The sequence below is a fragment of the Salana multivorans genome (assembly GCF_003751805.1).
Lineage (GTDB): Bacteria > Actinomycetota > Actinomycetes > Actinomycetales > Beutenbergiaceae > Salana > Salana multivorans.
In genome coordinates this window covers 123,170-146,494 of the sequence record NZ_RKHQ01000001.1, presented here as the reverse complement: position 1 = coordinate 146,494, position 23,325 = coordinate 123,170, and the positions used below count along the sequence as shown (strand labels likewise).

The following is a 23,325-nucleotide window of genomic DNA, read 5'->3' as shown; positions in this document are numbered from 1 at the left end:
GGGGACGGGTCGAGCGAGAGCGGGGGAAGCGGGGGAGAGCGGGGTCAGGCGGTGACGAAGCCGCGCAGCCAGTCGAGCAGCTCGGCGGCCTTCTCGGGCGAGTCGGCCTCGACGAACAGGCGCAGCAGCGGCTCGGTGCCGGAGAAGCGCAGGAGCGCCCAGTTGTCGTGCTCCAGCAGGATCTTGACGCCGTCCGTCCGGTCGACCCCGAGCACCCGGTACCCGCCGACGCGCGTCAGCGGGTCGGCCGCGAGGCGCCGCGGGACGGCCACGCGCATGTCGGGCGTCGCGGGGACGCTGGCCTCGAGCGTGTGGAGCCGGCCGGTGATCGCGTGGACGTCGGCGAGCAGCTCGGCGAACCCCTTGCCGGTCCGGGCGAGCATCTCCGCCACGAGCGCGCACGCGAAGATGCCGTCCTTGCCCTTGAGCCAGCCGCGCACCGTGAGGCCGCCCGAGGACTCGCCGCCGAGCACGGCGTCGATCTCCTCCATCGCGGCGGTCACGTACTTGAAGCCGACCCGGCACTCGCGCGACCGCTCGCCGAAGTGGGCCGCCAGCCGGTCGAGCAGGTGCGTCGTCGCGATGTTGCGCACGACCCCGCCCCGCTCGCCGCGGACCTCGTGGAGGTACCAGTACAGGACGAGCAGGAGGTCGTTGGTCTCGACGTAGCGCCCGCTCGCGTCGACGATCCCGATCCGGTCGGAGTCGCCGTCCGTCGCCATCCCGAGGTCGTACCCGCCGGACGCCACCATCGACTTGAGCGTCGCGAGCCGCTCCTCGTCCGGCGCGGGCGCGACGCCGCCGAACAGCGGGTTGTGCGCCGCGTGGATGAACTCGGCGCGCACCCGCATGTCGCCGAGGATCGTGCCGAGCGTGAGCTGCGACGTGCCGAACATCGGGTCGACGACGACGCGCAGCCCCGAGCCGCGCACCGCGTCGACGTCGATGATCTCCTCGATCGCGTCGACGTACGGGTCGGTGAGCGACCGGTCGACGACGAGCCCCGTCGCGCGCGCCTTGGCGAGGGGGAGGGTGACGACGTCACCCGGGGCGAGCGCGTTCGCCTCGTCCTGGAACCGGTCGGTCTCCGGGTCCAGCGGCAGCGACCCGTCGGCGCGGAACACCTTCATCCCGTTCCAGTCCGGCGGGTTGTGCGAGGAGGTGATGACGATCGAGTAGGCGGCGCCCGTGTGCGGGGCGGCGAACGTGACGAGCGGCGTCGGGACGTCGTCGGGCAGCAGGACGACGGGGATGCCGTTGCCGGCGAACACCTCGGCCGCGGCCTCCGCCGACTCCCGGGACAGGAAGCGCCGGTCGCCGCCGATGACGACGCCGCGGGCGTCGATGCCGGTGCGGATCGCCTCGTTCGCGATCGCCTGGCACAGCCGGCGGACGTTGCCGAGCGTGAAGCCCTCGCCGATGACGGCCCGCCAGCCGCCCGTGCCGAAGACGACGTGGGTGTCGGTGTTGCGGCGCGGCTCGAACAGGCGGCGCAGCACGATGTCGCCGGCGAGCGCGAGCTCGGCCGCCGTGTTGATGCCCTGGACCTCGTCGGTGTCGTAGATCCGGTAGGTGGCCACGCTCGCGCCCGAGTCGATGAACCGTCGCACGACGGGGGTGAGCCGGTGCTCGCCCTCGGCCGCCAGCTCGTCGATCCGGGCGAGCAGCGCGCGGGGGTCGGCGACGCAGGTGCCGACGTTGATCTCCAGGCGGCCGTCGTCGTCCGGTGCGGTGGCGCCCGCGACGTCGGTCGCCTCGGTGATGGCACGCAGGACGCCGTCGGCATCGCGCTCGATGCGGCCGTAGGGGAGCTGCTCGTCGACGACGGCGGTGAGCAGCCCGAGGTCGGCGCCCGTGAGCGCGTAGCGGTTGAGCAGTCCGCGCAGCGAGTCGGGGCGCAGGAGGGGGGTGTCGCCGTACGCGACGAGGACGACGTCGGCGTGGGCGATCCGCTCGCGCGCCGCCGACACGGCGTGGCCGGTGCCGAGCAGCTCCGCCTGCTCGACGTACGCGAGGTGCTCGCCGAGCGCCTCCCGCACCGTCGTGTCACCGGGGGCGACCACGACGGTGATGTCCTCGTCCGCGACGACCGTCCGGACCGTGGCGAGCGCCGCCTCGACGACGGTGGTGTCCCCGAGCCGGCTCGTCAGGAGGGCGCGGGAGGACTCGTCCGCCCCGGCGGCGAGAAGGACGGCGGAGGTGGTCGGGCGCGTCGTTGCTGCGTTCATGCGTGTGCTCCAGGGTCGGGGCCGCCATGGCCCCCAGGCGCCGGACCGAGCGTCCGACCTTGTTAGTTAAGAACCTTACCAGTGACGGCGACGCCGCGCCCGCGGGATGTCGAGCTCGTGTCCGGGGGCCGGGACCGGGCCCCGGCGGGGGCTTCGTAGACTGGTCCAGCCCCGATCCCCGACGCCAGGAGCGAACCAGTGCGCGTGCTCGCGGCCCTCTCGGGCGGTGTCGACTCCGCCGTCGCCGCCGCGCGCGCCGTCGACGCCGGTCACGACGTCGTCGGCGTCCACATGGCCCTGTCGCGCAGCCGCGCGCAGCACCGCACGGGGTCGCGCGGGTGCTGCTCGATCGAGGACGCCTCCGACGCGCGGCGGGCGGCCGACGTGCTCGGCATCCCGTACTACGTGTGGGACCTGTCGGAGGAGTTCACCGAGACGGTCGTGGCGGACTTCGTCGCCGAGTACGCGGCCGGCCGCACGCCCAACCCGTGCGTGCGGTGCAACGAGCACATCAAGTTCGCCGCGCTGCTCGACCGGGCGCTCGCGCTCGGGTTCGACGCGGTCGCCACGGGGCACTACGCGCGGATCACCACCGGGCCCGGCGGCGGGCTCGAGCTGCGCCGCGCCCGGGACGCCGCGAAGGACCAGTCGTACGTGCTCGCGGTCATGGGGCCCGAGCGGCTCGCGCGCTCGCTGTTCCCGCTCGGCGATGCCGCCTCCAAGGACGCCGTGCGCGCCGAGGCGGCCGCGCGCGGGCTCGCGGTGAGCGAGAAGCCGGACTCCTACGACATCTGCTTCGTCGCCGACGGCGACACCCAGGGCTTCCTCCGCTCCCACCTCGGCTCGCGGCCGGGCGAGGTGGTCGACGTCGCGGGCACCGTGGTCGGGGAGCACGACGGGGCGTACGCGTTCACGGTCGGCCAGCGCAAGGGGCTCGGGCTCGGGCGGCCGGCGGCCGACGGCCGCCCCCGCTACGTGCTCGAGGTGGACACGGCGGCGAACCGCGTCGTCGTGGGGCCGAGCGAGCTGCTCTCGGTGCGCGACGTGGTCGCGACGGATCCGGTGTGGCTCGCCGGGGACCGGTGGCCGGGGGAGTGGACCGACGTGCTCGTCCAGGTCCGGGCGCACGGCGAGCCCGTGCCGGCGCTGGCGCGGCTCGGGGAGCGACGGGGCGGCCACGACGCGGGTGTCGACGGGGGCGGCGGTGCGGCCGGGCCCGACGCGGGGGAGCAGGGCCGCGGGTCGGGTCCGGGTGCCGGCTCGGGTGCGGACTCCTGGCTGGGCTCGGGGCCGCGCTCCGGGGCCGGCGCGGGGTCGGGCTCGGGCGAGATCCAGGTCCTGCTGGGTGAGTCGCTGCGGGGGCTCGCCGCCGGACAGTCGCTCGTCGTCTACGGCGCCGGGCCGGTCGGTGCGCGCGACGGGCGTGACCGGGTGCTCGGGCAGGGGACGATCGCGGTGGCGGGTCGCGCGGCCCGCGAGCTGATCGACGCCGACGCGCTGGACGGCGGCCGCGACCTCGCGGGTGCCGGAGCCGGTGTCCGAGCCGGCGACATGACGGGCCCGGCGGGGGCGTCGTGAGCGCGCGGATCGAGATCCTCGCGCCGTCGATCTGGCCCGGCGCCGACCCGGTGGCGGCGAACCGCGCCGTCCTCGACGTCGTGGCCGACCCGCCCTCCGGGGTCAGCGGCACGCCGGGCCTCCTCGTTCTCCCGCACCGCGGACCGGCGGCGGCCCCGATCGGACGCACGCTGGCGATCGCCGAGTCGATGCCGGCCTCGCTCGAACCGCACGGCTGGCGGCTGGCGGGCCGCCCGAGCACGGAGCAGCGCCGCGCCCACCGGCTCGTCGAGTCCGACGTCGAGCAGCTCGCGCTCGGCCTCGCGGGGTACGACGGGGTCGTCCAGCTCCCGGTGCTCGGGCCGTTCTCGCTCGCCGCGGCCACGTGGCTCCCGGTCGGGGAGCGGGTGATCGTCGACGGCGTCGCTCGGCGCGACCTCGTCGACTCGCTCGCGCTGGGCGTCGGGCGACACCTGGAGGCGGTGGCCGCGGCGCGGGAGCTCCCCGTCCTCCTCGGCGAGCCCGCGTCCGACCCGGCCGGACCTCGCGAGGCGGCGCCCCGGGCGCAGGTGCTCCTCCAGGAGCCGTGGCTCCCGCAGATCCTCGCCGGGTCGCTGCCGACGTTCTCCGGACGACGCACGCTGCCGGCGCTTCCCGCCGAGGTGCTGGCGCAGGGGCTGCGCGACCTCGTCGCGGCGTGGCACCCGCACGAGGTGATCCTGCAGCTCCCCGGGGGCGTCGACGCCGAGGTGCTCGACGTCGTCCGCCTGGCGCGGCCGGGTGCCGTCCAGCTGGACGCGACGACGCTGGGGCGCCCGGCCTGGGAGGCGCTGGCGGAGATCATCGAGGCGGGCGTCGGACTGCGCTGGCGCAGCGTGCCCGTGGTGGGCCCGGGCCGCGAGCGCGTGGAGCCGCGCGAGGTCGCGCTCAGCATCCTGCGGCCGCTGCGCGACGTCGGCCTGCGCCCGGTCGACCTGCCGCTCGCGATCACGTCGGGCCTCGCCGAGGTGAGTCCCGTCGCCGCGCAGGCGACGCTGGCGCTCCTCACCCGCAGCGCGCTGGCGCTCGGGGACCTGACCAGCGAGCGCGACTGACGCGTCCCGCGCCCGGCGGGTGGCCGTCGGCCGTCGGTCGTCGGAGCCGTGCTACCAACACGTAGCATTCCTTGAGGCTTGCCCGACGGTTCCGGCTCGATCGAGGTGCGCCTGACGTGGAACTCGACGACATCGGCACGACGCCGACGGTGGCCGGCCGCTCGACGCTGTGGACAACCGGACGTCGATGTCGGTGCCGTCGTCGAGAGTTGGCGCAAGACCTCGAGCAGGGGAGGGTGACATGGGACGAGTGGACGCGGGGGCCGAGCGGCATCCGGCCTGGTGCGTGGTCGACCACGCCCGGCCGGGCGCGCCGTCCGAGCATCAGGCCGACGGGGTGGCCGTCCCGGTCGTGGCGCTCGCGGCGATCCGCGGTCAGCCCTCGACCGCGGAGGCGCGCGAGCTCGTCGTCGTGCTCCACGGGGACGAGGAGCACCGCTGGCTGTACGTGGGAGACGGTGAGGACCAGCTCCTCGACCTCGACCCCGAGGGGTGGCGCCGCGTCGTGGCGGCGGTGGAGGTGGTGCTGGCGCGTGCGGAGTGAGGCGCGCCGGACGGCGTGAGCACGGGTAGCCGGCGCGCGTCGGCCCGATGCTACTGATGAGTCTGTAGATTCATCAGTAGCGGACCGGCAACGTGGTCCGTGTGGAAGGTGAGCTGCAGCGACGGGTCGGAGAGAACCTGCGCCTGATCAGGATGAAGCGCGGGTTGAGCCAGGAGCAGTTCGCCGACGTGCTCGGCGTCCATCGGACCTACATGGGCGGTGTCGAGCGCGGCGAGCGGAACCTGACGCTGAAGTCGCTCGAGCGGATCGCCGGTCATCTGGGCGTCGATCCGCGCTCGCTCCTGCGCTGATCGCGGGGACGGCCGAGCAGCCACGGCGTCGTTCGGCGGTAGTCCTCGTACGCGCCCCCGAAGCGCTCGACCAGCCGGACCTCCTCGCGCGCGGTCTTGAGTCGCAGCACCGCGGCGAGCCCGACCAGGGCTGCCAGCGGCACGGCGCGTCGCTGGAGCACCGCGACCCCCGCGCAGGCCAGCACCAGTCCCGCGTACAGCGGGTGGCGGCTGATCCGGTACGGGCCCTCGCGCAGGAGCGTCGCCCCGGCCGGCGGTCGGACGCGGGGCGTGAGCAGTCGGCCGTGGCTGCTGGCCGCCGTCCCGGCGAGCGCGCCGCCGGCGACCACGGCGCCGCACGCGGCGAGCGTGACCGTCGCCGGCAGGCGCCAGCGCGGCCGTCCCGGCGCGAGGACGCCGACCAGTCCCGCGGCCTGTCCCAGGACCAGGAGGTCGTCGCGATCCATGGACCAACGGTGCCCGCCGCCCGCCCGGTCGTCCAGCGGCGGCCCGATCGTCGAGCGGTTCCGTCCGGCGCGGCGGGGGTGTGGCGCGATCGTCCAGCGGCGTGCGGTGCCCGCGAGTGCGTCGTCCGTGCCGTCGCCCGCCGCGGTCGCTCGCCCCGTCGTCGATGTCGGACCTACCCCTCACAATGGAGCCCATGACCACCGAGCCGTCCGACGCGTCCGACGCAGCGACCGCGGCCACGCCGCACGCGACCGCCGCCACGCCCGTGCCGCCCGAGGCGCGCCGGCGCTGGGACGAGCTGGTCGACCTCGTCCGGCAGGCGCGCGCCGCGTACTACGAGCGGGACGCTCCGACCATGAGCGACGCGGAGTTCGACGTCCTCATGCGCGAGCTGGAGACGCTGGAGGCGCGCCACCCGGAGCTGCAGACGCAGGACTCGCCCACCCGCGTCGTCGGCGGTGCCCCGTCCTCGACGTTCTCCCCGGTCCGGCACCTGGAGCCGATGTACTCGCTGGAGAACGCGTTCTCCCTCGAGGAGGTCACGGCCTGGTACGAGCGCGTGCTCAGGACGCTCGGTGAGCCCCCCGCGATGATCACCGAGCTCAAGATCGACGGGCTCGCGATCGCGCTCACCTACGAGGCCGGTCGGCTCGTCCGGGCCGCCACGCGGGGCGACGGCGTGACGGGCGAGGACGTCACGGCCAACGTCCGCACGATCGCCGCCATCCCGCACGTCCTCGGCGGCGACCGGCTGACCCACCCGGACGTGGTCGAGGTCCGGGGCGAGGTGTTCTTCCCCGTCGCCGGGTTCGCCGAGGTGAACGAGGCGCAGGTCGCGGCGGGCAAGGCGCCGTTCGCCAACCCGCGCAACGCCGCCGCCGGCTCGCTGCGGCAGAAGGACCCGGGCGTCACGGCGTCGCGCCCGCTCGCGATGTACGTCCACGGCCTCGGCGCGGTCCACTGGGGGGCGGCCGGGCTCGCCGGCACGGCCCCGGAGTCGCTGTCGGCGATGTACGACCTCCTCGCCTCCTGGGGTCTGCCGGTCTCCCCGTACACCGAGCCGGCGCTCGACCTCGACGACGTCCGCCGCCGCATCGAGTCCGTCGGCGAGGACCGCCACGCGTTCCAGCACGAGATCGACGGCCTGGTCGTCAAGGTCGACGCCTTCGAGGCCCAGCGGCGCCTCGGGTTCACCTCGCGGACCCCGCGCTGGGCCGTCGCGTTCAAGTACCCGCCGGAGGAGGTCTACACCCGGCTCCTCGGGATCCAGGTCGCGATCGGCCGGACCGGCCGCGCGACGCCGTACGCCGTGATGGAGCCGGTGCTCGTGTCGGGCTCGACGGTCCGCCAGGCGACGCTGCACAACCAGGACGTCGTGCGGCTCAAGGGCGTGCGTCCCGGGGACATGGTGGTGCTGCGCAAGGCCGGCGACGTGATCCCCGAGGTCCTCGGCCCCGCGCCGGTCGCGGCCGACGACGACTACCCGCGCTCCGACTGGACGATGCCGACGACCTGTCCCGTGTGCGGGACGCCGCTGCGCGCCATGAAGGAGGGCGACGTCGACCTGCGCTGCCCCAACGCCGAGACCTGCCCGGCCCAGGTGCGTGGCCGGCTGGAGCACATCGGCTCCCGCGGCGGCCTGGACGTCGAGGCCCTCGGCGAGGTCACGGCCGCCGCGCTGACCCAGCCCGAGTCGCCGGCCGAGCCGCCGCTGCGCAACGAGGCCGACCTGTTCTCCCTGGTCGGGTACCCGCTCGACGCGACGCCGCAGGAGAGGGAGCGCGTCCGTCGGCGCAGCTACGAGCTGCTCATGCCGGTCACGGTCGTCGTGCGCGACCCCGAGACGGGTCTCCCGCGCCAGGAGGAGGACGGGACGCTCCGCCGCCGGACCCCGTTCCGCAAGAAGCTGACCTACACCAAGGCCCAGCGCGTCGAGGCCGAGCGGGACGGCATCGACCTGCCGGCCGCCGAGCCGTCGGCCGCCGTGCAGACCCTGCTGGACGAGCTCGACCTCGCCAAGACCAAGGACCTGTGGCGGATCATCGTCTCGCTCAGCATCCGGCACGTCGGCCCCGTCGCGGCCCGCGCGCTCGCCGCCCACTTCGGCTCGCTCGCGGCGATCCGGGAGGCGAGCGAGGCCGATCTCGCGGCGGTCGACGGCGTCGGGCCGATCATCGCGGCCTCGCTGACCGAGTGGTTCGCGGTCGAGTGGCACCAGGCGATCGTCGACGCCTGGGAGCGCGACGGCGTGCGGACCTTCATCCCCGACCACCCCGGGCCGGGTGCGGCGGACGACGCGCCGGCCGGCCCGTTCGACGGTCGGACCATCGTCGTGACCGGCGCCATCGACGGCTTCTCCCGTGACGAGGCGAAGGAGGCGATCCTCGAGCGCGGCGGCAAGGCCGCCGGGAGCGTGTCGAAGCGGACCGACCTCGTCGTCCTCGGCCCCGGCGCCGGCTCGAAGGAGGCCAAGGCGCGGGAGCTCGGGCTGAGGATCCTCGACCAGTCCAGGTTCCCCGACCTGCTGGCGCTGGCGAGCTGGGACGGGGTCGAGGACCTGCTGGGGGAGGGCCCCGCGCCCGTGCCCGCGTCCGAGGCGTGACGTTTCCCACACTTCTGCATTGACTGCAACATTGCAGGGCGTGTAAGAATCTCCGGGTGTCATTCACCACGAGTCCCCGGGCCCCCGGCCTGCGCGAGCGGAAGAAGGCGGCGCGGCACGCCGCCTTCGTCGACGCGGCACGCGAGCTCGTCAGGTCCCACGGCCTCGACGGCGTCACGATCGAGGACATCTGCCAGCGTGTCGGCGTCTCGCCCCGGACCTTCTTCAACTACTTCGCCTCGAAGGAGGACGTCGTCCTGGGGATCGGCGTCGAGGACGGCGCCCGCAGCCCGATCCCGGTCGAGCTCGTCGAGGCCTTCGCGGCCGGTGGGCCGAGCGGTGTCCTCGTCGACGACCTGGCCGCTCTCGTCGCGTCGATCCTCGACGACCCGGTCACCGGTCCCCAGCGCGTCGAGTGCGTCATGGGGATCATCGAGGCGGAGCCCCGCCTCATCGGCCGCGAGCTCCGCATGATGGAGGAGCGGCGGATCGCGCTCCAGTCGCTCCTCGAGCGGCGCGAGCTGACGGCGCCGACCGGCATCGCGCCCGCGGTGACGGCCTCGCTCCTCATGGCCTTCGTCCGCGCGGCGGTCGAGCTCTGGAACGAGTCCGGTCAGGCCGGCCGGGCAGCCGACTACCTCCCCACGACCAGGGACCAGCTCCGGCGGCTGGTCCTTCTCGGCGAGGCGACGCCCGCGTCGTCCCCGTCACCGAACGAACCAAAGGAAGAACCGCAGTGACTCACACCCTCGAGGCGAGTGCGGCGAACGAGAAGGCCCCCGTGGTCCTCACGAAGCGCACCGTCTGGCTCATCTTCGGCGCCCTCATGGCGTCGATGTTCCTGTCCTCGCTCGACCAGTCGATCGTCGGGACGGCGATGCCGACGATCGTCGGCGAGCTCCACGGCGTCGAGCACCAGGGCTGGGTCATCACGGCCTACATCCTGGCGATCGCCATCGTCATGCCGCTGTACGGGAAGGTCGGCGACGTCGTCGGGCGGCGCTGGCCGTTCATCGTCGCGATCGCGCTGTTCACGATCGGGTCAGCGGGTGCCGGCTTCGCCGGCTCGTTCGTCGACCTGGTCGCGTGGCGCGCCGTCCAGGGCCTCGGCGGCGGTGGCCTCATGATCCTGTCGCAGGCGATCATCGCCGACATCGTCCCGGCCCGCGAGCGCGGGAAGTACATGGGCCCGATGGGTGCGCTGTTCGGCATCGCGGCCGTGATCGGCCCGCTGCTCGGTGGCTGGTTCACCGAGGGTCCGGGCTGGCGCTGGGCGTTCTGGATCAACGTGCCCGTCGGCATCCTCGCGATCGTCGTCGCGTGGTTCGCGCTCCGGCTGCCCTCGCACAAGGACCCGAACCCGTTCGACGTCCTCGGCGCCCTGTTCATCGTGCTCGGCACGTCGGGCATCGTCCTGCTGACGAGCTGGGAGTCGCTCAGCGGCACCCGCGGCTACGACTGGAGCAACGGCCGGCTGGTCGCGCTCGCCGTCGGCACGCTCGCCGCGATCGCGGCGTTCATCGTCGTCGAGCTGCGCGCCAAGGACCCGATCATCCCGCTGCGCCTGTTCCGCAACTCGACCTTCACGATCGCGACGCTCATCGGCCTCGTGCTCGGCATGGGCATGTTCTCGGCGCTCGGCTTCCTGCCGACGTTCCTGCAGATGTCGACGGGCGCCGGCGTGACCGAGTCCGGCTGGCTCATGCTGCCGATGATGGTCGGCGTCATGCTGACGGCGATCTCCTCCGGGTTCGCGATCACGAAGACGGGCAAGTACAAGATCTACCCGGTCCTCGGTCTCCTCATCACCGCGGGGGGCATGGTCTGGCTCACGACCATCACCGGCGACATGTCGATGGTGACGTTCGGTGCCATGATCTTCACGCTCGGCGTCGGCATGGGCCTCGTCATGCAGACGATCGTCCTCGCGGTGCAGAACTCGGTCGACCCGCACGAGATCGGCGTCGCGACCAGCTCGAACAACTTCTTCCGGGAGATCGGCGCGGCCGTCGGCATCGCGCTCTTCTCGACGATCTTCACGACGCGGCTCACCGACAACCTCGAGCCGATCTTCGCGGCCGCCGGTGGCGGCGCCGAGGGCGGCGGCCCGGAGTCGCTCACCCCGTCCGCGGTTGCCGCGCTCCCGGAGCCGCTGCACACCCAGGTCATCGACGCCTACACCAACTCGCTGGCGCCGTCGTTCTGGTACTTCATCCCGCTCGTGCTCGTCGGCTTCGTCCTCGCGCTGTTCCTCAAGGAGGTCAAGCTCTCCACGACCGCCGGCATGGTGGCGCGGGGCGAGGCCATCGCCGAGGGCGACGTGATGATCGAGGACGCCGCTCCCGTCGGCGTCACCGGCGTCACCGACGCGGCGGACGACGCTGCCGCGGCGTACGAGGCGGCGGTGGCCGGCGAGGTCGCGATCGGCGCGGACAACGACGGGAACGGTCGCCCCGGGGACTGACCGGCGGCGGTACGACGAGGTCCGGGCGCGATACTAGATCGATGATCGCCCCGGACCTCGCCCGTCTCCTCGCCGCCGCCGGGCTCGTCTGGACGCCCCGGTCCGGCGACGTCTTCACGATCCCCGGTGCCACGCCCGATGCCTCGCCCGACCCGGACGCGGAGCACTACGTCGTCTCAGAGCTGACGATCGAGCCGCGCACCTACCCGACCGGCACGATCCTCGCCTTCAACGGCACCACCGAGTGGGCGCTGGACTCGGTCGCGGCCGAGGACGCGCTCTGGCTGCCGCGCGAGGACCAGCTCCGCGAGGCGCTGGGACCCGGGTTCGTCGCGCTGCGGCGGACCGCGACCGGCTACGCCGTGGAGGACGACGCGGGGGAGAGCCACCTCGGTTCCAGCGCCGCCGACGCCCTCGGCGAGGCGCTCCTCGCCCGCCTGCGGGGATCGTCGTGACCGCTCGCCCGATCGGCCTCAACGCCGACCTCGGCGAGGGGGCCGGCAGCGACGACGACCTGCTCGCGCTCGTCACGGCGGCGTCGATCGCCTGCGGCGGCCACGCGGGCGACCCGGCCTCGATGCGGACGGCCGTGCGGGCCGCGGCCGACCGCGGCGTGGCGGTCGGTGCGCACCCCTCCTACCTCGACCGCGACGGCTTCGGACGGCGCGACCTCGCCGTTCCGCTCGTCGAGCTGCGCCGTCAGGTGCTCGCGCAGGTCCGCGACCTCGGCCGGGTCGCCGACGACGCCGGCGTCGCCGTCACGCACCTCAAGGCGCACGGCGCTCTCTACAACGCCGCGATGGTGCGCGCCGACCTCGCCCTCCTGCTGACCGAGGTCGCCGCGACGGCCCTCGCCACGCCGCTGCCGGTCTACGCGCTCCCGGGCTCGGCGCTCGCGACGACCGCGGACGAGGCGGGCCTTCCCGTCGTCCGCGAGGGGTTCGCCGACCGGGCCGTGCGCCCGGACGGCACGTTGGTGCCCCGCTCCGAGCCCGGCGCCGTCCTGCGCGACGCCGCCGAGGTGCGCGGACGCATGGCGATCCTCGCCCCGCTCGTCGACACGGTCTGCGTCCACGGCGACACCCCGGGCGCGCTGCTCATCGCGCGCGCCGCCCGGGACGGGCTGGTGGACGCCGGTTACGGCCTCGTCGGGGCCGGACCTCGATGAGCGCGGGTCGGCCCGAGGACGCCCAGGCGGTCGCGCTCCGCCCGTACGGCGAGGATGCCCTCCTCGTCGACGTCCCCGACGCCGAGCGGGCCCGCGCCCTCGGGCGCCGGCTCGTCGCCGAGCTGCCGGGTCTCGTGGTGGACGCCGTGCCCTCGGCCGTCTCCGTCCTCGTCCGGCTGGCGCCGGGCTGGCCGACGGAGCACGCCCGGGACGTGGTCGCGGGGCTCGTCGCCGGTCCGGCCGCCGACGTCGCCGGTCCGGCCGCCGACCCGGCCGGCGCCGTCGTCGAGATCCCCGTCGCCTACGACGGGGCCGACCTGGCCGAGGTCGCCGCCCGGTGCGGGCTGACGCCGGCCGAGGTGGTCCAGCGGCACACGGCCCGCACCTACACCGCGGCCTTCGCCGGTTTCGCGCCCGGCTTCGTCTACCTCGAGGGGCTCGACCCCCTCCTGGTGCTCCCGCGTCGTGACGACCCGCGCACGCGGGTCCCGGCCGGGTCGGTCGCGATCGCCGCGGACCACACCGCCGTCTACCCGCGCGAGAGCCCGGGTGGCTGGCACCTGCTCGGGCGCACCGACGTCGCCATGTTCGACGCGGCCGCGGACCCGCCCGCCCGCGTCCGGCCGGGCGACCGGGTGAGGTTCGTCGCCGTGAACCTCGACGTCGACGCGGCGGTGGACGCAGCCGTGGACGCTGGCGCGGGAGCCGGGCGATGAGCCGATGACCCGGGGCCGGCTGCGCGTCGTCGATCCCGGTCCGCTCACCCTGACGGTCGATGCCGGACGCCGGGGCATGGCTCGCTGGGGCGTGGCGCCCGGCGGACCCTTCGACCGCGCCGCGAGCGACCGGGCGAACGCGCTGGTCGGGAACGACCCGGCGGCCGCGACGCTCGAGGTGCTGCTCGGCCCGCTCGTGCTCGAGGCGACCAGGGCCGCCGTCGTCGCCGTGACCGGGCCGGCCGCCGTGCGGGTCGGCGACCTCCCCGTCGAGGTCGAGCGTCCCTTCGCGGTGCCGGCCGGCGCGCGGCTCACCGTGCGCGCGGTCGGCGGCGCGCGGGTCTGGCTGGCCGTGGCCGGGGGTGTCGACGTGCCACCCGTCCTCGGCTCGCGCTCGCGGGACACGCTCGCCGGCCTCGGACCGTCCCCGCTGGCGGCCGGCGACGTCCTGCCGGTGGGCGACGCGATCTCGCCCGACCGGTACGCCGCGGCCGGGCAGCCGTCCGCCGTCGCCGTCCAGCACCGCGTGGGAGCCTCCGGTTCGCTGGCCGTCGAGCTCCCGGTCCTGCCGCCGCCGCGCCCCGAGACGCTCGCCCCGACGGCGTGGGACGACCTGCTGCGCTGCGCCTGGACGGTGGCGGCCGAGTGCGACCGCGTGGCGATCCGGCTGCGCGGCGAGCCGGCGCTCGCGGCACCCGAGGCGAGCGCCGCGTCCGAGGGCCTCGTCGCGGGGGCCGTCCAGCTCCCGCCGAGCGGCCTGCCGCTCGTCTTCGGCCCCGACCACCCGCTCACCGGTGGCTACCCGGTGATCGGCGTCGTGACGGCCTCCGGGCTCGGCGAGCTGGCGCAGCTTCGTCCTGGTGACGGGGTGCGGTTCGTGCCACGATGAGCGCATGAGCACATCGACGAGCTCCACCCGCGCCGCCGGCGACGATGCCACCGTCGGCACCTACGTGAAGAAGTACTGGTTCCCGGCGCTCCTGACGGTCCTCGCGATCGTCTTCATCGTCGTGAACAGCGACGACATCCGGGTCAACCTGATCGCGGTCCAGGTGACGGCCCCGGCCTGGCTCGTCTACGCGATCCTCGTCGTCGTCGGCTGGATCATCGGCTGGTTCGGCCACCAGCGCAGCGTCAAGCGTCGCGCCCGTCGGTAGCTGCCGCGCGGATCGTCCGGACGCGGGCGTCGCGGGCGAGCCGCACTAGACTCGCCACCATGCCCACGTTCTCCACCGACGAGGTCGCGCGCCTGGCCGCCCTCGCCCGGATCGACCTCACCGACGCCGAGCTGACCAGGCTCGCCGCCGAGCTCGAGGTGATCGCGCACGCCGTCGAGAAGGTCAGCGAGATCGCCTCGGCCGACGTCCCCGCCACGAGCCACCCCATCCCGCTCGTGAACGTCTGGCGCGAGGACGTCCCCGTCGCGACGCTCGACCGGGACGAGGTCCTCGCGCAGGCCCCGGCCGCCGAGGACGGCCGCTTCGCCGTCCCGCAGATCCTCGGCGAGGAGTGAGCATGAGCGCCACCGAGCTGACCAGCTCCCTCACCCGTCGCACCGCCGCCGACCTCGCCGCGCTGCTGCGTGCCGGCGACGTCAGCGCCGTCGAGGTCGCGACCGCCCACCTGGACCGGATCGAGGCCGTCGAGCCCGCCGTCCACGCCTTCCTCCACGTCGACCGCGAGGACACGCTCGCGCAGGCGCGCGCCGTCGACGCCGAGCGTGCCGCTGGCGGGGAGCTCCACGAGCTGGCGGGGGTGCCCGTCGCCGTCAAGGACGTCGTCGTCACCCGCGGCACCCCGACGACCGCCGGCTCCCGCATCCTCGAGGGCTGGGTGCCGCCGTACGACGCCACGCTCGTGACGCGGCTGCGCGCGGCCGGGATGCCGATGCTCGGCAAGACCAACATGGACGAGTTCGCGATGGGCTCCTCCACCGAGCACTCCGGGTACGGCCCCACCCACAACCCGTGGGACCTCGACCGCATCCCCGGCGGCTCCGGCGGCGGCAGCGCCGCGGCGCTCGCGGCCTTCGAGGCGCCCCTCGCGATCGGGACGGACACGGGCGGCTCGATCCGCCAGCCCGCGTCGGTCACGGGAACGGTGGGCGTCAAGCCGACCTACGGGTCGGTCTCGCGCTACGGGCTCGTCGCGCTGGCCTCCAGCCTCGACCAGGCCGGCCCGTGCGCCCGCACCGTGCTGGACGCCGCGCTGCTGCACGAGGTGATCGGCGGCCACGACCCGCTCGACGCCACGAGCCTCACCGGTCCGGCCGCGGGGTACGCGGACGCGGCCCGCCAGGGCGCGAGCGGCGACCTGCGCGGCGTCCGGGTCGGCGTCGTGCGCGAGCTCGGTGGCAGCGGCCACGAGGCGGGCTTCCAGCGCGAGGTCTCGGCGGCGTTCCGGCGCACGGTCGAGCTCCTCGAGGGCGCCGGCGCCGAGGTGGTCGAGGTGTCCTGCCCGTCCTTCACGGCCGCGCTCGCCGCGTACTACCTCATCCTTCCCGCCGAGGCGTCCAGCAACCTCGCCAAGTTCGACGGCATGCGCTTCGGCCTGCGCGTCGAGCCGGTCGAGGGGCCCGTGACCGCCGAGCGCGTCATGGCCGCCACGCGCGGCGCCGGCTTCGGCAGCGAGGTGAAGCGCCGGATCATCCTCGGTACCTACGCCCTCTCGGCGGGGTACTACGACGCGTACTACGGCAGCGCGCAGAAGGTCCGCACGCTCATCCAGCGCGACTTCGCCGCGGCGTTCGACGCCGTCGACGTGCTCGTCTCCCCGACGGCGCCGACCACGGCGTTCAAGCTCGGCGAGAAGCTGGACGACCCGCTGGCGATGTACCTCAACGACGTCGCGACGATCCCCGCCAACCTCGCGGGCGTCCCGGGCATCTCGGTGCCCAACGGCCTCGACGACGCCGGCCTCCCGATCGGGCTGCAGATCCTCGCGCCGGCCCGCGCCGACGCGCGCCTGTACCGGGTGGGTGCCGCCGTGGAGCACCTCGTGACGGCGGATCGACCGGGCTCCGCCCCGATCATCGACTCGATCCCCGCGATCCCCACGGAGGTGGCCCCGTGACCACGACCCCCACGCCGTCCCTGGTCGAGTACGAGGACGCCGTCGCGCGCTTCGACCCCGTGCTCGGGATCGAGGTGCACGTCGAGCTCGGCACCGCGACGAAGATGTTCGACGGTGCGCCCGTCACCTTCGGCGCCGAGCCGAACACGCAGGTGACGCCCGTCTCGCTCGGCCTGCCGGGCGCGCTGCCGAGCCTCAACCGCGCCGCGGTCGAGTCGGCGATCCGGATCGGGCTCGCGCTCAACTGCGAGATCGCGGCGTCGTGCCGGTTCGCGCGGAAGAACTACTTCTACCCGGACATCCCGAAGAACTTCCAGACGTCGCAGTACGACGAGCCGATCGCCCACGACGGGTGGATCGACGTCGAGCTCGAGGACGGCACGGTCGTCCGCGTCGAGATCGAGCGGGCGCACATGGAGGAGGACGCGGGCAAGAACACCCACGTCGGGGGCCACGACGGCCGCCTCCAGGGCGCCGAGTACTCCCTCGTCGACTACAACCGCGCCGGCATCCCGCTCGTCGAGATCGTGACGCGGCCCATCCTCGGCACCGGCGAGCGCGCACCCGAGGTCGCCGCGGCCTACGTCCGCACGCTGCGCGACATCTTCCGCACGCTCGGCGTGTCCGAGGCCCGGATGGAGCGCGGCAATGTCCGCGCCGACGTCAACGTTTCCCTTCGCCCCTCGCCCGAGTCCCCGCTCGGGACGCGCACCGAGACGAAGAACGTCAACTCCTTCCGCTCCGTCGACCGCGCGGTCCGGTTCGAGATCTCGCGGCAGGCCGCCGTGCTCGACGCGGGCCTGTCCGTGATCCAGGAGACGCGTCACTTCCACGAGACCGACGGCACGACGTCGCCCGGCCGGGTCAAGTCCGACGCCGAGGACTACCGCTACTTCCCGGAGCCCGACCTCGTCCCGATCGAGCCCGACCGGGCGTGGGTCGAGGAGCTGCGCTCGGGACTGCCCGAGCTCCCGGCGGCCCGTCGCCGGCGGCTGCACACCGAGTGGGGCTTCGCCGACGCCGAGATGCGCGACGTGGTCAACGCCGGTGCGCTCGACCTCATCGAGGCCAGCGTCGCCGCCGGCACGACGCCCGCCGCCGCGCGCAAGTGGTGGATGGGTGAGCTGGCGCGCATCGCGTCCTCGAGCGAGACCGCGCTCGAGGACCTCCCGATCACGCCGGCCCAGGTCGCGCAGCTCCAGCAGCTCGTCGACGCCGGCCGGATCAACGACAAGCTGGCCCGCCAGGTGCTCGCGGGCGTGCTCGCCGGCGAGGGGTCGCCCGAGGACGTCGTGGCCGCGCGCGGGCTCGAGGTCGTCTCGGACGACGGGCAGCTGCTCGAGGCGATCGACGCGGCGCTGGCCGCGCAGCCCGACATCGCGGAGAAGATCCGCGGCGGCAACCTCGGCCCGATCGGCGCCGTCATCGGTGCCGTGATGAAGGCGACGCGCGGTCAGGCCGACGCCGGCCGCGTGCGCGAGCTGGTCCTGGAGAGGGTGCAGGCCTGAGCGCGACACCCGGCCCCGACGTCCTGCCCCCCCTCTCCTCGGTGGCTCAGGACTACCTCAAGGCGGTCTGGAACGCCGGGGAGTGGTCGAGCCAGGCGCTCACGGTCAAGCAGCTCGCGCGGCGGCTCGGGGTGACCCAGGGCACCGCGTCCGAGGGTGTGCGGCGCCTCGCGGAGTCGGGCTACATCGCGCACGAGCGCTACGGGCGCGTCGAGCTCACCGAGGCCGGCCGGCTCGCCGCGCTGGCCGTCGTCCGTCGCCACCGGCTGGTGGAGACGCTGCTCGTCGACACCTTCGGCTACGCCTGGGACGAGGTGCACGAGGAGGCCGAGATCCTCGAGCACGCCATCTCCGACGAGCTGCTGCGCCGGATCGACGCCCACCTCGGTCACCCGACGCACGACCCGCACGGCGACCCGATCCCGAGCGCCGACGGCGTCATCACGATCCCGGAGGCCCGCACGCTCGGCGAGCTCGAGGCGGGGGAGTGCGGCGTCGTCAGCCGGGTGTCCGACGCCGATCCCGAGCTGCTCCAGCGCCTCGCCGTCGGCGGGGTGGTGCCCGGCCGGCACGTCGTCGTCGTCGATCGCGACGAGGCGTCGGCGCTGGCGATGCTCGCCGCGTCCCCGCACGTCGACCGCGTCGACGGGACGGACGACGCTGGTGCGGACGGCGACGCTGATGCGGACGGCACACGCGCAACCGGCGCTCAGGGCGCCGCGGGCACCTCGGTCGTCCCCGCGGGGACGAAGCTGCAGCCCTACGGCCTACCGGCGCTCCGCGCGGTCTGGGTGACCCCGGGCTGAGACGCCCCTGAGACGATGGTCCCGGGTGGTGGACAATGGACCCGACGTCGTCGAAGTGAAGGAGAACGCCATGAGCCGGCCGCTGCGCTCACGGACCTCGACCCACGGTCGCAACATGGCGGGCGCGCGCTCGCTGTGGCGGGCCACGGGCATGACCACCGAGGACTTCGGCAAGCCGATCATCGCGATTGCCAACAGCTACACCCAGTTCGTGCCCGGGCACGTCCACCTCAAGGACATGGGCGACCTCGTCGCCTCCGCGATCCGCGAGGCGGGCGGCGTCGCCAAGGAGTTCAACACGATCGCCGTGGACGACGGCATCGCCATGGGCCACGGCGGCATGCTCTACTCGCTGCCCTCGCGCGACCTCATCGCCGACTCGGTCGAGTACATGGTGAACGCGCACTGCGCGGACGCGCTCGTGTGCATCTCGAACTGCGACAAGATCACGCCCGGCATGCTCAACGCGTCGCTGCGGCTAAACATCCCGACGATCTTCGTCTCGGGCGGCCCGATGGAGGCCGGCAAGGCGGTCGTCGCCGACGGCATCGCCTCGACGCACCTCAACCTCATCAACGCCATCAACTACTCGGCGGACGACGCGGTGAGCGACGAGGCGCTGAGCCAGGTCGAGGCGAGCGCGTGCCCCACGTGCGGGTCGTGCTCCGGGATGTTCACGGCGAACTCCATGAACTGCCTCACCGAGGCCCTCGGGCTGTCCCTGCCCGGCAACGGTTCGACGCTGGCGACCCAGGTGGCGCGGCGCGAGCTGTTCCTCGAGGCGGGGCGCACCATCGTCGACCTGGCCCGTCGGTACTACGACGACGAGGACGACTCGGCCACCCCGCGCGGCATCGCCACGCGGGCTGCGTTCAGCAACGCGATGACGCTCGACGTCGCGATGGGCGGCTCCTCCAACACGGTGCTGCACATCCTCGCGGCGGCGCAGGAGGCGGAGGTCGACTTCACGCTCCACGACATCGAGGACATCTCGAAGCGGGTGCCGACGCTCTCCAAGGTGGCGCCGAACCACCCGAACTACCACATGGAGGACGTCCACCGGGCGGGCGGCATCCCCGCGCTGCTCGGCGAGCTCGACCGCGGTGGCCTGCTCGACCACGACGTGACGTCGGTCCACACGCCGACGCTGCGCGCGTGGCTCGACGACTGGGACATCCGCGGCGGGAAGGCGACGGAGGCCGCGATCGACCTGTTCCACGCGGCGCCCGGCGGGGTCCGCACGACGCAGGCGTTCTCGACGAGCGCGCGGTGGGAGTCGCTCGACACCGACGGCGCCGGGGGCTGCATCCGCGACGTCGAGCACGCCTACACGGTCGAGGGTGGCCTCGCCGTGCTGCGCGGCAACCTCGCCGAGGACGGCGCCGTCCTCAAGACGGCCGGCATCGACCCCGACGTGTTCCACTTCGTCGGCACCGCGATCGTGTGCGAGTCGCAGGAGGAGGCGGTCGACAAGATCCTGCGCAAGGAGGTCAAGCCGGGACACGTCGTGGTCGTGCGCTACGAGGGCCCGGCCGGCGGCCCAGGCATGCAGGAGATGCTGTACCCGACGTCGTTCATCAAGGGACGCGGGCTCGGCAAGGTCTGCGCGCTCATCACGGACGGCCGGTTCTCCGGCGGGTCCTCGGGCATCTCGGTCGGCCACATCTCGCCCGAGGCGGCCGCCGGCGGCACGATCGCCCTGGTGGAGGACGGCGACGAGATCGAGATCGACGTCGAGACCCGGCTCATCCGGCTCAACGTCCCCGACGCCGTCATCGCCGAGCGACGCGCCAAGATGGAGGCGTCCGAGCGGCCGTGGCAGCCCGCCTCCCGCGAGCGCGTGGTGTCGAAGGCGCTGCAGGCGTACGCGGCGATGGCGACGTCCGCCGACCGCGGTGCCGTGCGCGACCTGTCGCTCATCCGTCGGGCCTGAGCTCTCGGCGTCGGCCGTGCCCGCGCCGGCGCCGCCCGCGGCGGTCGATCCTGCTGGTCGGCGGGCGGGGGCTCAGGGGTGGTGCCGGTCTCGGCGGTCGGCTCCGCCGCACCCGCGACGGCGGGGGTCGTCGACGCGCTGGGGGTGCGGCGGGAGCTGCGGCGCGCGAGACCCGACGTGGCGCGAGCGCTGAGAGGCCCGTACCGATCCCGGCCGTCGGTGCCGACGACGGCATGGTCGTCGATGTGGTGGGGCCGAGGAGGTGGGACGCGCTGCGGCCCGACGTGGCGCGAGCGCCCGAACCCCGTGAGAGGGGTTCGGGCGCTCGCCGCATGACGGACGGGTCCGCGGGCACGAGGCCCGGGATCGGCCGTCCGAGGGGAGCCGGGACGGTCGACACCGGCGGTATCCCCGGGATGGTGAGCCCAGCCGGACGGCGGCCATGCGGCCGATCGGAGCCGTTTGTCTCGGTCTGTCCGGGTAGGCGCGCGTGACACGCCCGAGATCCCGCGGATTTGCGCCCCGGCGGCGGCCGACGTAACGTTCTTCTCACGCCACGGAGCACCGGACAGCAGCGCTGACGGGAGGCCGGGCGAGGGATGGAACTGACCGGCTCTCGAGCCGGGCGGGATCCCCACCTATCGACACTCACCGAGATCGAGCCGATTTGACTGGCTCCGAGCGAGATGAGTAAGGTAGAGAAGTTGCGCCGAACGGACTGGCTGAGCCAGGACGGAGCGCGAGACTTCGATCCGGAACGGGCGGCGAGAGCCGAACGGAGGATCACCCCCCTCTCTGAGACACGGATCACAGCGAGACGGTTTGACCGGCTGGCTAAGAGTGTGTAGGGTGGAGAGGTTGCCCCGGGTGGGTCTGGCTGGCTTTGGTTGGTTGGGTTTGTCTGTGTGGGGTGTGTTGTTTGAGAACTCAACAGTGTGTTTGTGACGAATGATGCCATTTGATCATGCTCATGTTTTGTCGTGGGTGTGGTTGTTTGTTGTTTTGCTTGTCTGCCTGGTTCCTCGTTTCTGGGTGGATGGGTTTGGAGCTTGTTTTCTTGCTCTCTTTTGTTGAATGTTTTTGACGGAGAGTTTGATCCTGGCTCAGGACGAACGCTGGCGGCGTGCTTTACACATGCAAGTCGAACGGACTGGCTCAGCTTGCTGGGTTGGTTAGTGGCGAACGGGTGAGTAACACGTGAGTAACCTGCCCCAGACTCTGGGATAACTACCGGAAACGGTGGCTAATACTGGATATGACACATTATCGCATGGTGGTGTGTGGAAAGGCTTGTCTGGTTTGGGATGGACTCGCGGCCTATCAGCTTGTTGGTGGGGTAGTGGCCTACCAAGGCTTTGACGGGTAGCCGGCCTGAGAGGGTGACCGGCCACACTGGGACTGAGACACGGCCCAGACTCCTACGGGAGGCAGCAGTGGGGAATATTGCACAATGGGCGAAAGCCTGATGCAGCGACGCCGCGTGAGGGATGACGGCCTTCGGGTTGTAAACCTCTTTCAGTAGGGAAGAAGCCTTTGGGTGACGGTACCTGCAGAAGAAGCGCCGGCTAACTACGTGCCAGCAGCCGCGGTAATACGTAGGGCGCGAGCGTTGTCCGGAATTATTGGGCGTAAAGAGCTCGTAGGCGGTTTGTCGCGTCTGCTGTGAAATCCTCAGGCTCAACTTGAGGCGTGCAGTGGGTACGGGCAGACTAGAGTGCGGTAGGGGAGACTGGAATTCCTGGTGTAGCGGTGGAATGCGCAGATATCAGGAGGAACACCGATGGCGAAGGCAGGTCTCTGGGCCGTTACTGACGCTGAGGAGCGAAAGCATGGGGAGCGAACAGGATTAGATACCCTGGTAGTCCATGCCGTAAACGTTGGGCACTAGGTGTGGGGTCCATTCCACGGGTTCCGCGCCGTAGCTAACGCATTAAGTGCCCCGCCTGGGGAGTACGGCCGCAAGGCTAAAACTCAAAGGAATTGACGGGGGCCCGCACAAGCGGCGGAGCATGCGGATTAATTCGATGCAACGCGAAGAACCTTACCAAGCTTTGACATGCACGGGAAGCCACCAGAGATGGTGGTCTCTTTGGACACTCGTGCACAGGTGGTGCATGGTTGTCGTCAGCTCGTGTCGTGAGATGTTGGGTTAAGTCCCGCAACGAGCGCAACCCTCGTCCCATGTTGCCAGCACGTAGTGGTGGGGACTCATGGGAGACTGCCGGGGTCAACTCGGAGGAAGGTGGGGATGACGTCAAATCATCATGCCCCTTATGGCTTGGGCTTCACGCATGCTACAATGGCCGGTACAAAGGGCTGCGATACCGTAAGGTGGAGCGAATCCCATAAAGCCGGTCTCAGTTCGGATTGGGGTCTGCAACTCGACCCCATGAAGTCGGAGTCGCTAGTAATCGCAGATCAGCAATGCTGCGGTGAATACGTTCTCGGGCCTTGTACACACCGCCCGTCAAGTCATGAAAGTCGGTAACACCCGAAGCCAGTGGCCCAACCCTTGTGGGGGGAGCTGTCGAAGGTGGGATTGGCGATTAGGACTAAGTCGTAACAAGGTAGCCGTACCGGAAGGTGCGGCTGGATCACCTCCTTTCTAAGGAGCCATCATGTCGCATCCATGCGTTCTGGGTCCTGCTGTTGCGGGGGTCGGGGTGGTGGGTGTGTCGACCGAAGCATGACGCGTTGTGTGTTGTGTGGGGTGTCGTGGCTTTCCTCTTTGGGTGGAACATGGTTCGTCATGAGCATGCTGTTGGGTCCTGAGGCAACACGCCTCTGGGTGTGCCCCGGCCGCTTCCAGGCTGTTGTGTCTGGTGGTGTGTTGGTGGGGTGGTTGTTTGAGAACTGCACAGTGGACGCGAGCATC

Annotated in this window: 19 protein-coding genes and 1 rRNA gene; 18 read left to right on the top strand and 2 right to left on the bottom strand. The window is 72.6% G+C overall.

All coding sequences use genetic code 11. The annotated features are described in order from the left end of the window. Positions 1 to 44: 44 nt before the first annotated feature. Positions 45 to 2,228, bottom strand: coding sequence for an NTP transferase domain-containing protein (locus tag EDD28_RS00835; RefSeq protein WP_123737903.1), 2,184 nt, complete (start codon positions 2,226 to 2,228; stop codon positions 45 to 47). A gap of 198 nt (positions 2,229 to 2,426) precedes the next feature. Here EDD28_RS00835 and mnmA point away from each other — a divergent pair, with 198 nt between their 5' ends. The 4 genes from mnmA to EDD28_RS00815 all read left to right on the top strand — a co-directional run bounded on the left by mnmA (position 2,427) and on the right by EDD28_RS00815 (position 5,734). Next, positions 2,427 to 3,806, top strand: a complete 1,380-nt coding sequence (mnmA, locus tag EDD28_RS00830; RefSeq protein ID WP_425469957.1) for a tRNA 2-thiouridine(34) synthase MnmA — start codon at positions 2,427 to 2,429, stop codon at positions 3,804 to 3,806. Then, positions 3,803 to 4,879: a uroporphyrinogen decarboxylase/cobalamine-independent methonine synthase family protein gene (locus EDD28_RS00825; RefSeq protein ID WP_123737902.1), complete on the top strand. Its 1,077-nt coding sequence runs from the start codon at positions 3,803 to 3,805 to the stop codon at positions 4,877 to 4,879. Before mnmA ends, EDD28_RS00825 begins: the two co-directional genes overlap by 4 nt. Positions 4,880 to 5,120: 241 nt before the next feature. Further along, positions 5,121 to 5,423 carry a hypothetical protein gene (locus EDD28_RS00820; protein WP_148059502.1) on the top strand — a complete coding sequence of 101 codons (303 nt, stop codon included), beginning with the start codon at positions 5,121 to 5,123 and terminating at the stop codon, positions 5,421 to 5,423. Positions 5,424 to 5,524: 101 nt separating this feature from the next. Further along, positions 5,525 to 5,734, top strand: a complete 210-nt coding sequence (locus EDD28_RS00815; protein WP_123737900.1) for a helix-turn-helix domain-containing protein — start codon at positions 5,525 to 5,527, stop codon at positions 5,732 to 5,734. On the opposite strand, the gene EDD28_RS00810 is transcribed toward EDD28_RS00815, so the two are convergent. Beyond that, the gene (locus EDD28_RS00810; RefSeq protein WP_123737899.1) at positions 5,698 to 6,180 is read right to left on the bottom strand and encodes a methyltransferase family protein; all 483 of its coding nucleotides are present in this window, start codon (positions 6,178 to 6,180) and stop codon (positions 5,698 to 5,700) included. The two genes, EDD28_RS00815 and EDD28_RS00810, sit on opposite strands and share 37 nt — an antisense overlap. 194 nt (positions 6,181 to 6,374) lie before the next feature. Here EDD28_RS00810 and ligA point away from each other — a divergent pair, with 194 nt between their 5' ends. The 14 genes from ligA (at position 6,375) to EDD28_RS00740 (ending at position 23,055) form a co-directional block, all read left to right on the top strand. Then, positions 6,375 to 8,783, top strand: coding sequence for an NAD-dependent DNA ligase LigA (ligA, locus tag EDD28_RS00805; protein WP_123737898.1), 2,409 nt, complete (start codon positions 6,375 to 6,377; stop codon positions 8,781 to 8,783). A 56-nt stretch (positions 8,784 to 8,839) separates the two neighbouring features. Further along, positions 8,840 to 9,523 carry a TetR/AcrR family transcriptional regulator gene (locus EDD28_RS17770; protein WP_123737897.1) on the top strand — a complete coding sequence of 228 codons (684 nt, stop codon included), beginning with the start codon at positions 8,840 to 8,842 and terminating at the stop codon, positions 9,521 to 9,523. Continuing rightward, a complete protein-coding gene (locus tag EDD28_RS00795; RefSeq protein ID WP_245967856.1) occupies positions 9,520 to 11,247 on the top strand; it encodes an MDR family MFS transporter in 1,728 nt (575 codons plus the stop codon). Before EDD28_RS17770 ends, EDD28_RS00795 begins: the two co-directional genes overlap by 4 nt. Positions 11,248 to 11,288: 41 nt before the next feature. Further along, on the top strand, positions 11,289 to 11,702 hold the full coding sequence (locus EDD28_RS00790; protein WP_123737896.1) for a pilus assembly protein CpaE: 414 nt from the start codon (positions 11,289 to 11,291) through the stop codon (positions 11,700 to 11,702). After that, on the top strand, positions 11,699 to 12,415 hold the full coding sequence (locus EDD28_RS00785; RefSeq protein ID WP_123737895.1) for a 5-oxoprolinase subunit PxpA: 717 nt from the start codon (positions 11,699 to 11,701) through the stop codon (positions 12,413 to 12,415). Before EDD28_RS00790 ends, EDD28_RS00785 begins: the two co-directional genes overlap by 4 nt. Further along, positions 12,412 to 13,131 carry a 5-oxoprolinase subunit B family protein gene (locus tag EDD28_RS00780; RefSeq protein WP_123737894.1) on the top strand — a complete coding sequence of 240 codons (720 nt, stop codon included), beginning with the start codon at positions 12,412 to 12,414 and terminating at the stop codon, positions 13,129 to 13,131. Before EDD28_RS00785 ends, EDD28_RS00780 begins: the two co-directional genes overlap by 4 nt. Before the next feature lie 4 nt (positions 13,132 to 13,135). Next, positions 13,136 to 14,020, top strand: coding sequence for a 5-oxoprolinase subunit C family protein (locus EDD28_RS00775; protein ID WP_123737893.1), 885 nt, complete (start codon positions 13,136 to 13,138; stop codon positions 14,018 to 14,020). Positions 14,021 to 14,024: 4 nt separating this feature from the next. Beyond that, complete coding sequence (locus EDD28_RS00770; protein ID WP_123737892.1) at positions 14,025 to 14,288, top strand: LapA family protein; 264 nt, start codon at positions 14,025 to 14,027, stop codon at positions 14,286 to 14,288. Between the two features lie 59 nt (positions 14,289 to 14,347). Beyond that, complete coding sequence (gatC, locus tag EDD28_RS00765; RefSeq protein ID WP_123737891.1) at positions 14,348 to 14,644, top strand: Asp-tRNA(Asn)/Glu-tRNA(Gln) amidotransferase subunit GatC; 297 nt, start codon at positions 14,348 to 14,350, stop codon at positions 14,642 to 14,644. Positions 14,645 to 14,646: 2 nt separating this feature from the next. Beyond that, complete coding sequence (gatA, locus tag EDD28_RS00760) at positions 14,647 to 16,203, top strand: Asp-tRNA(Asn)/Glu-tRNA(Gln) amidotransferase subunit GatA (protein ID WP_123737890.1); 1,557 nt, start codon at positions 14,647 to 14,649, stop codon at positions 16,201 to 16,203. Then, a complete protein-coding gene (gatB, locus tag EDD28_RS00755; RefSeq protein WP_123737889.1) occupies positions 16,200 to 17,711 on the top strand; it encodes an Asp-tRNA(Asn)/Glu-tRNA(Gln) amidotransferase subunit GatB in 1,512 nt (503 codons plus the stop codon). Before gatA ends, gatB begins: the two co-directional genes overlap by 4 nt. Before the next feature lie 41 nt (positions 17,712 to 17,752). Next, positions 17,753 to 18,517 carry a metal-dependent transcriptional regulator gene (locus tag EDD28_RS18025; RefSeq protein WP_281272540.1) on the top strand — a complete coding sequence of 255 codons (765 nt, stop codon included), beginning with the start codon at positions 17,753 to 17,755 and terminating at the stop codon, positions 18,515 to 18,517. A gap of 70 nt (positions 18,518 to 18,587) precedes the next feature. Next, on the top strand, positions 18,588 to 20,450 hold the full coding sequence (ilvD, locus tag EDD28_RS00745; RefSeq protein ID WP_123737887.1) for a dihydroxy-acid dehydratase: 1,863 nt from the start codon (positions 18,588 to 18,590) through the stop codon (positions 20,448 to 20,450). A gap of 1,080 nt (positions 20,451 to 21,530) precedes the next feature. After that, positions 21,531 to 23,055 (top strand): 16S ribosomal RNA (locus EDD28_RS00740). Positions 23,056 to 23,325: the final 270 nt, after the last annotated feature.

What these genes read in the sequence shown, in the direction of transcription:
- EDD28_RS00775 (WP_123737893.1), top strand. Translation starts at nt 13,136, where the DNA reads ATGACCCGGGGCCGGCTGCGCGTCGTCGATCCCGGTCCGCTCACCCTG.
- EDD28_RS00780 (WP_123737894.1), top strand. Translation starts at nt 12,412, where the DNA reads ATGAGCGCGGGTCGGCCCGAGGACGCCCAGGCGGTCGCGCTCCGCCCG.
- EDD28_RS00770 (WP_123737892.1), top strand. Translation starts at nt 14,025, where the DNA reads ATGAGCACATCGACGAGCTCCACCCGCGCCGCCGGCGACGATGCCACC.
- ligA (WP_123737898.1), top strand. Translation starts at nt 6,375, where the DNA reads ATGACCACCGAGCCGTCCGACGCGTCCGACGCAGCGACCGCGGCCACG.
- gatA (WP_123737890.1), top strand. Translation starts at nt 14,647, where the DNA reads ATGAGCGCCACCGAGCTGACCAGCTCCCTCACCCGTCGCACCGCCGCC.
- EDD28_RS00835 (WP_123737903.1), bottom strand. Translation starts at nt 2,228, where the DNA reads ATGAACGCAGCAACGACGCGCCCGACCACCTCCGCCGTCCTTCTCGCC.
- EDD28_RS00820 (WP_148059502.1), top strand. Translation starts at nt 5,121, where the DNA reads ATGGGACGAGTGGACGCGGGGGCCGAGCGGCATCCGGCCTGGTGCGTG.
- gatC (WP_123737891.1), top strand. Translation starts at nt 14,348, where the DNA reads ATGCCCACGTTCTCCACCGACGAGGTCGCGCGCCTGGCCGCCCTCGCC.
- EDD28_RS00810 (WP_123737899.1), bottom strand. Translation starts at nt 6,180, where the DNA reads ATGGATCGCGACGACCTCCTGGTCCTGGGACAGGCCGCGGGACTGGTC.
- EDD28_RS00790 (WP_123737896.1), top strand. Translation starts at nt 11,289, where the DNA reads ATGATCGCCCCGGACCTCGCCCGTCTCCTCGCCGCCGCCGGGCTCGTC.
- ilvD (WP_123737887.1), top strand. Translation starts at nt 18,588, where the DNA reads ATGAGCCGGCCGCTGCGCTCACGGACCTCGACCCACGGTCGCAACATG.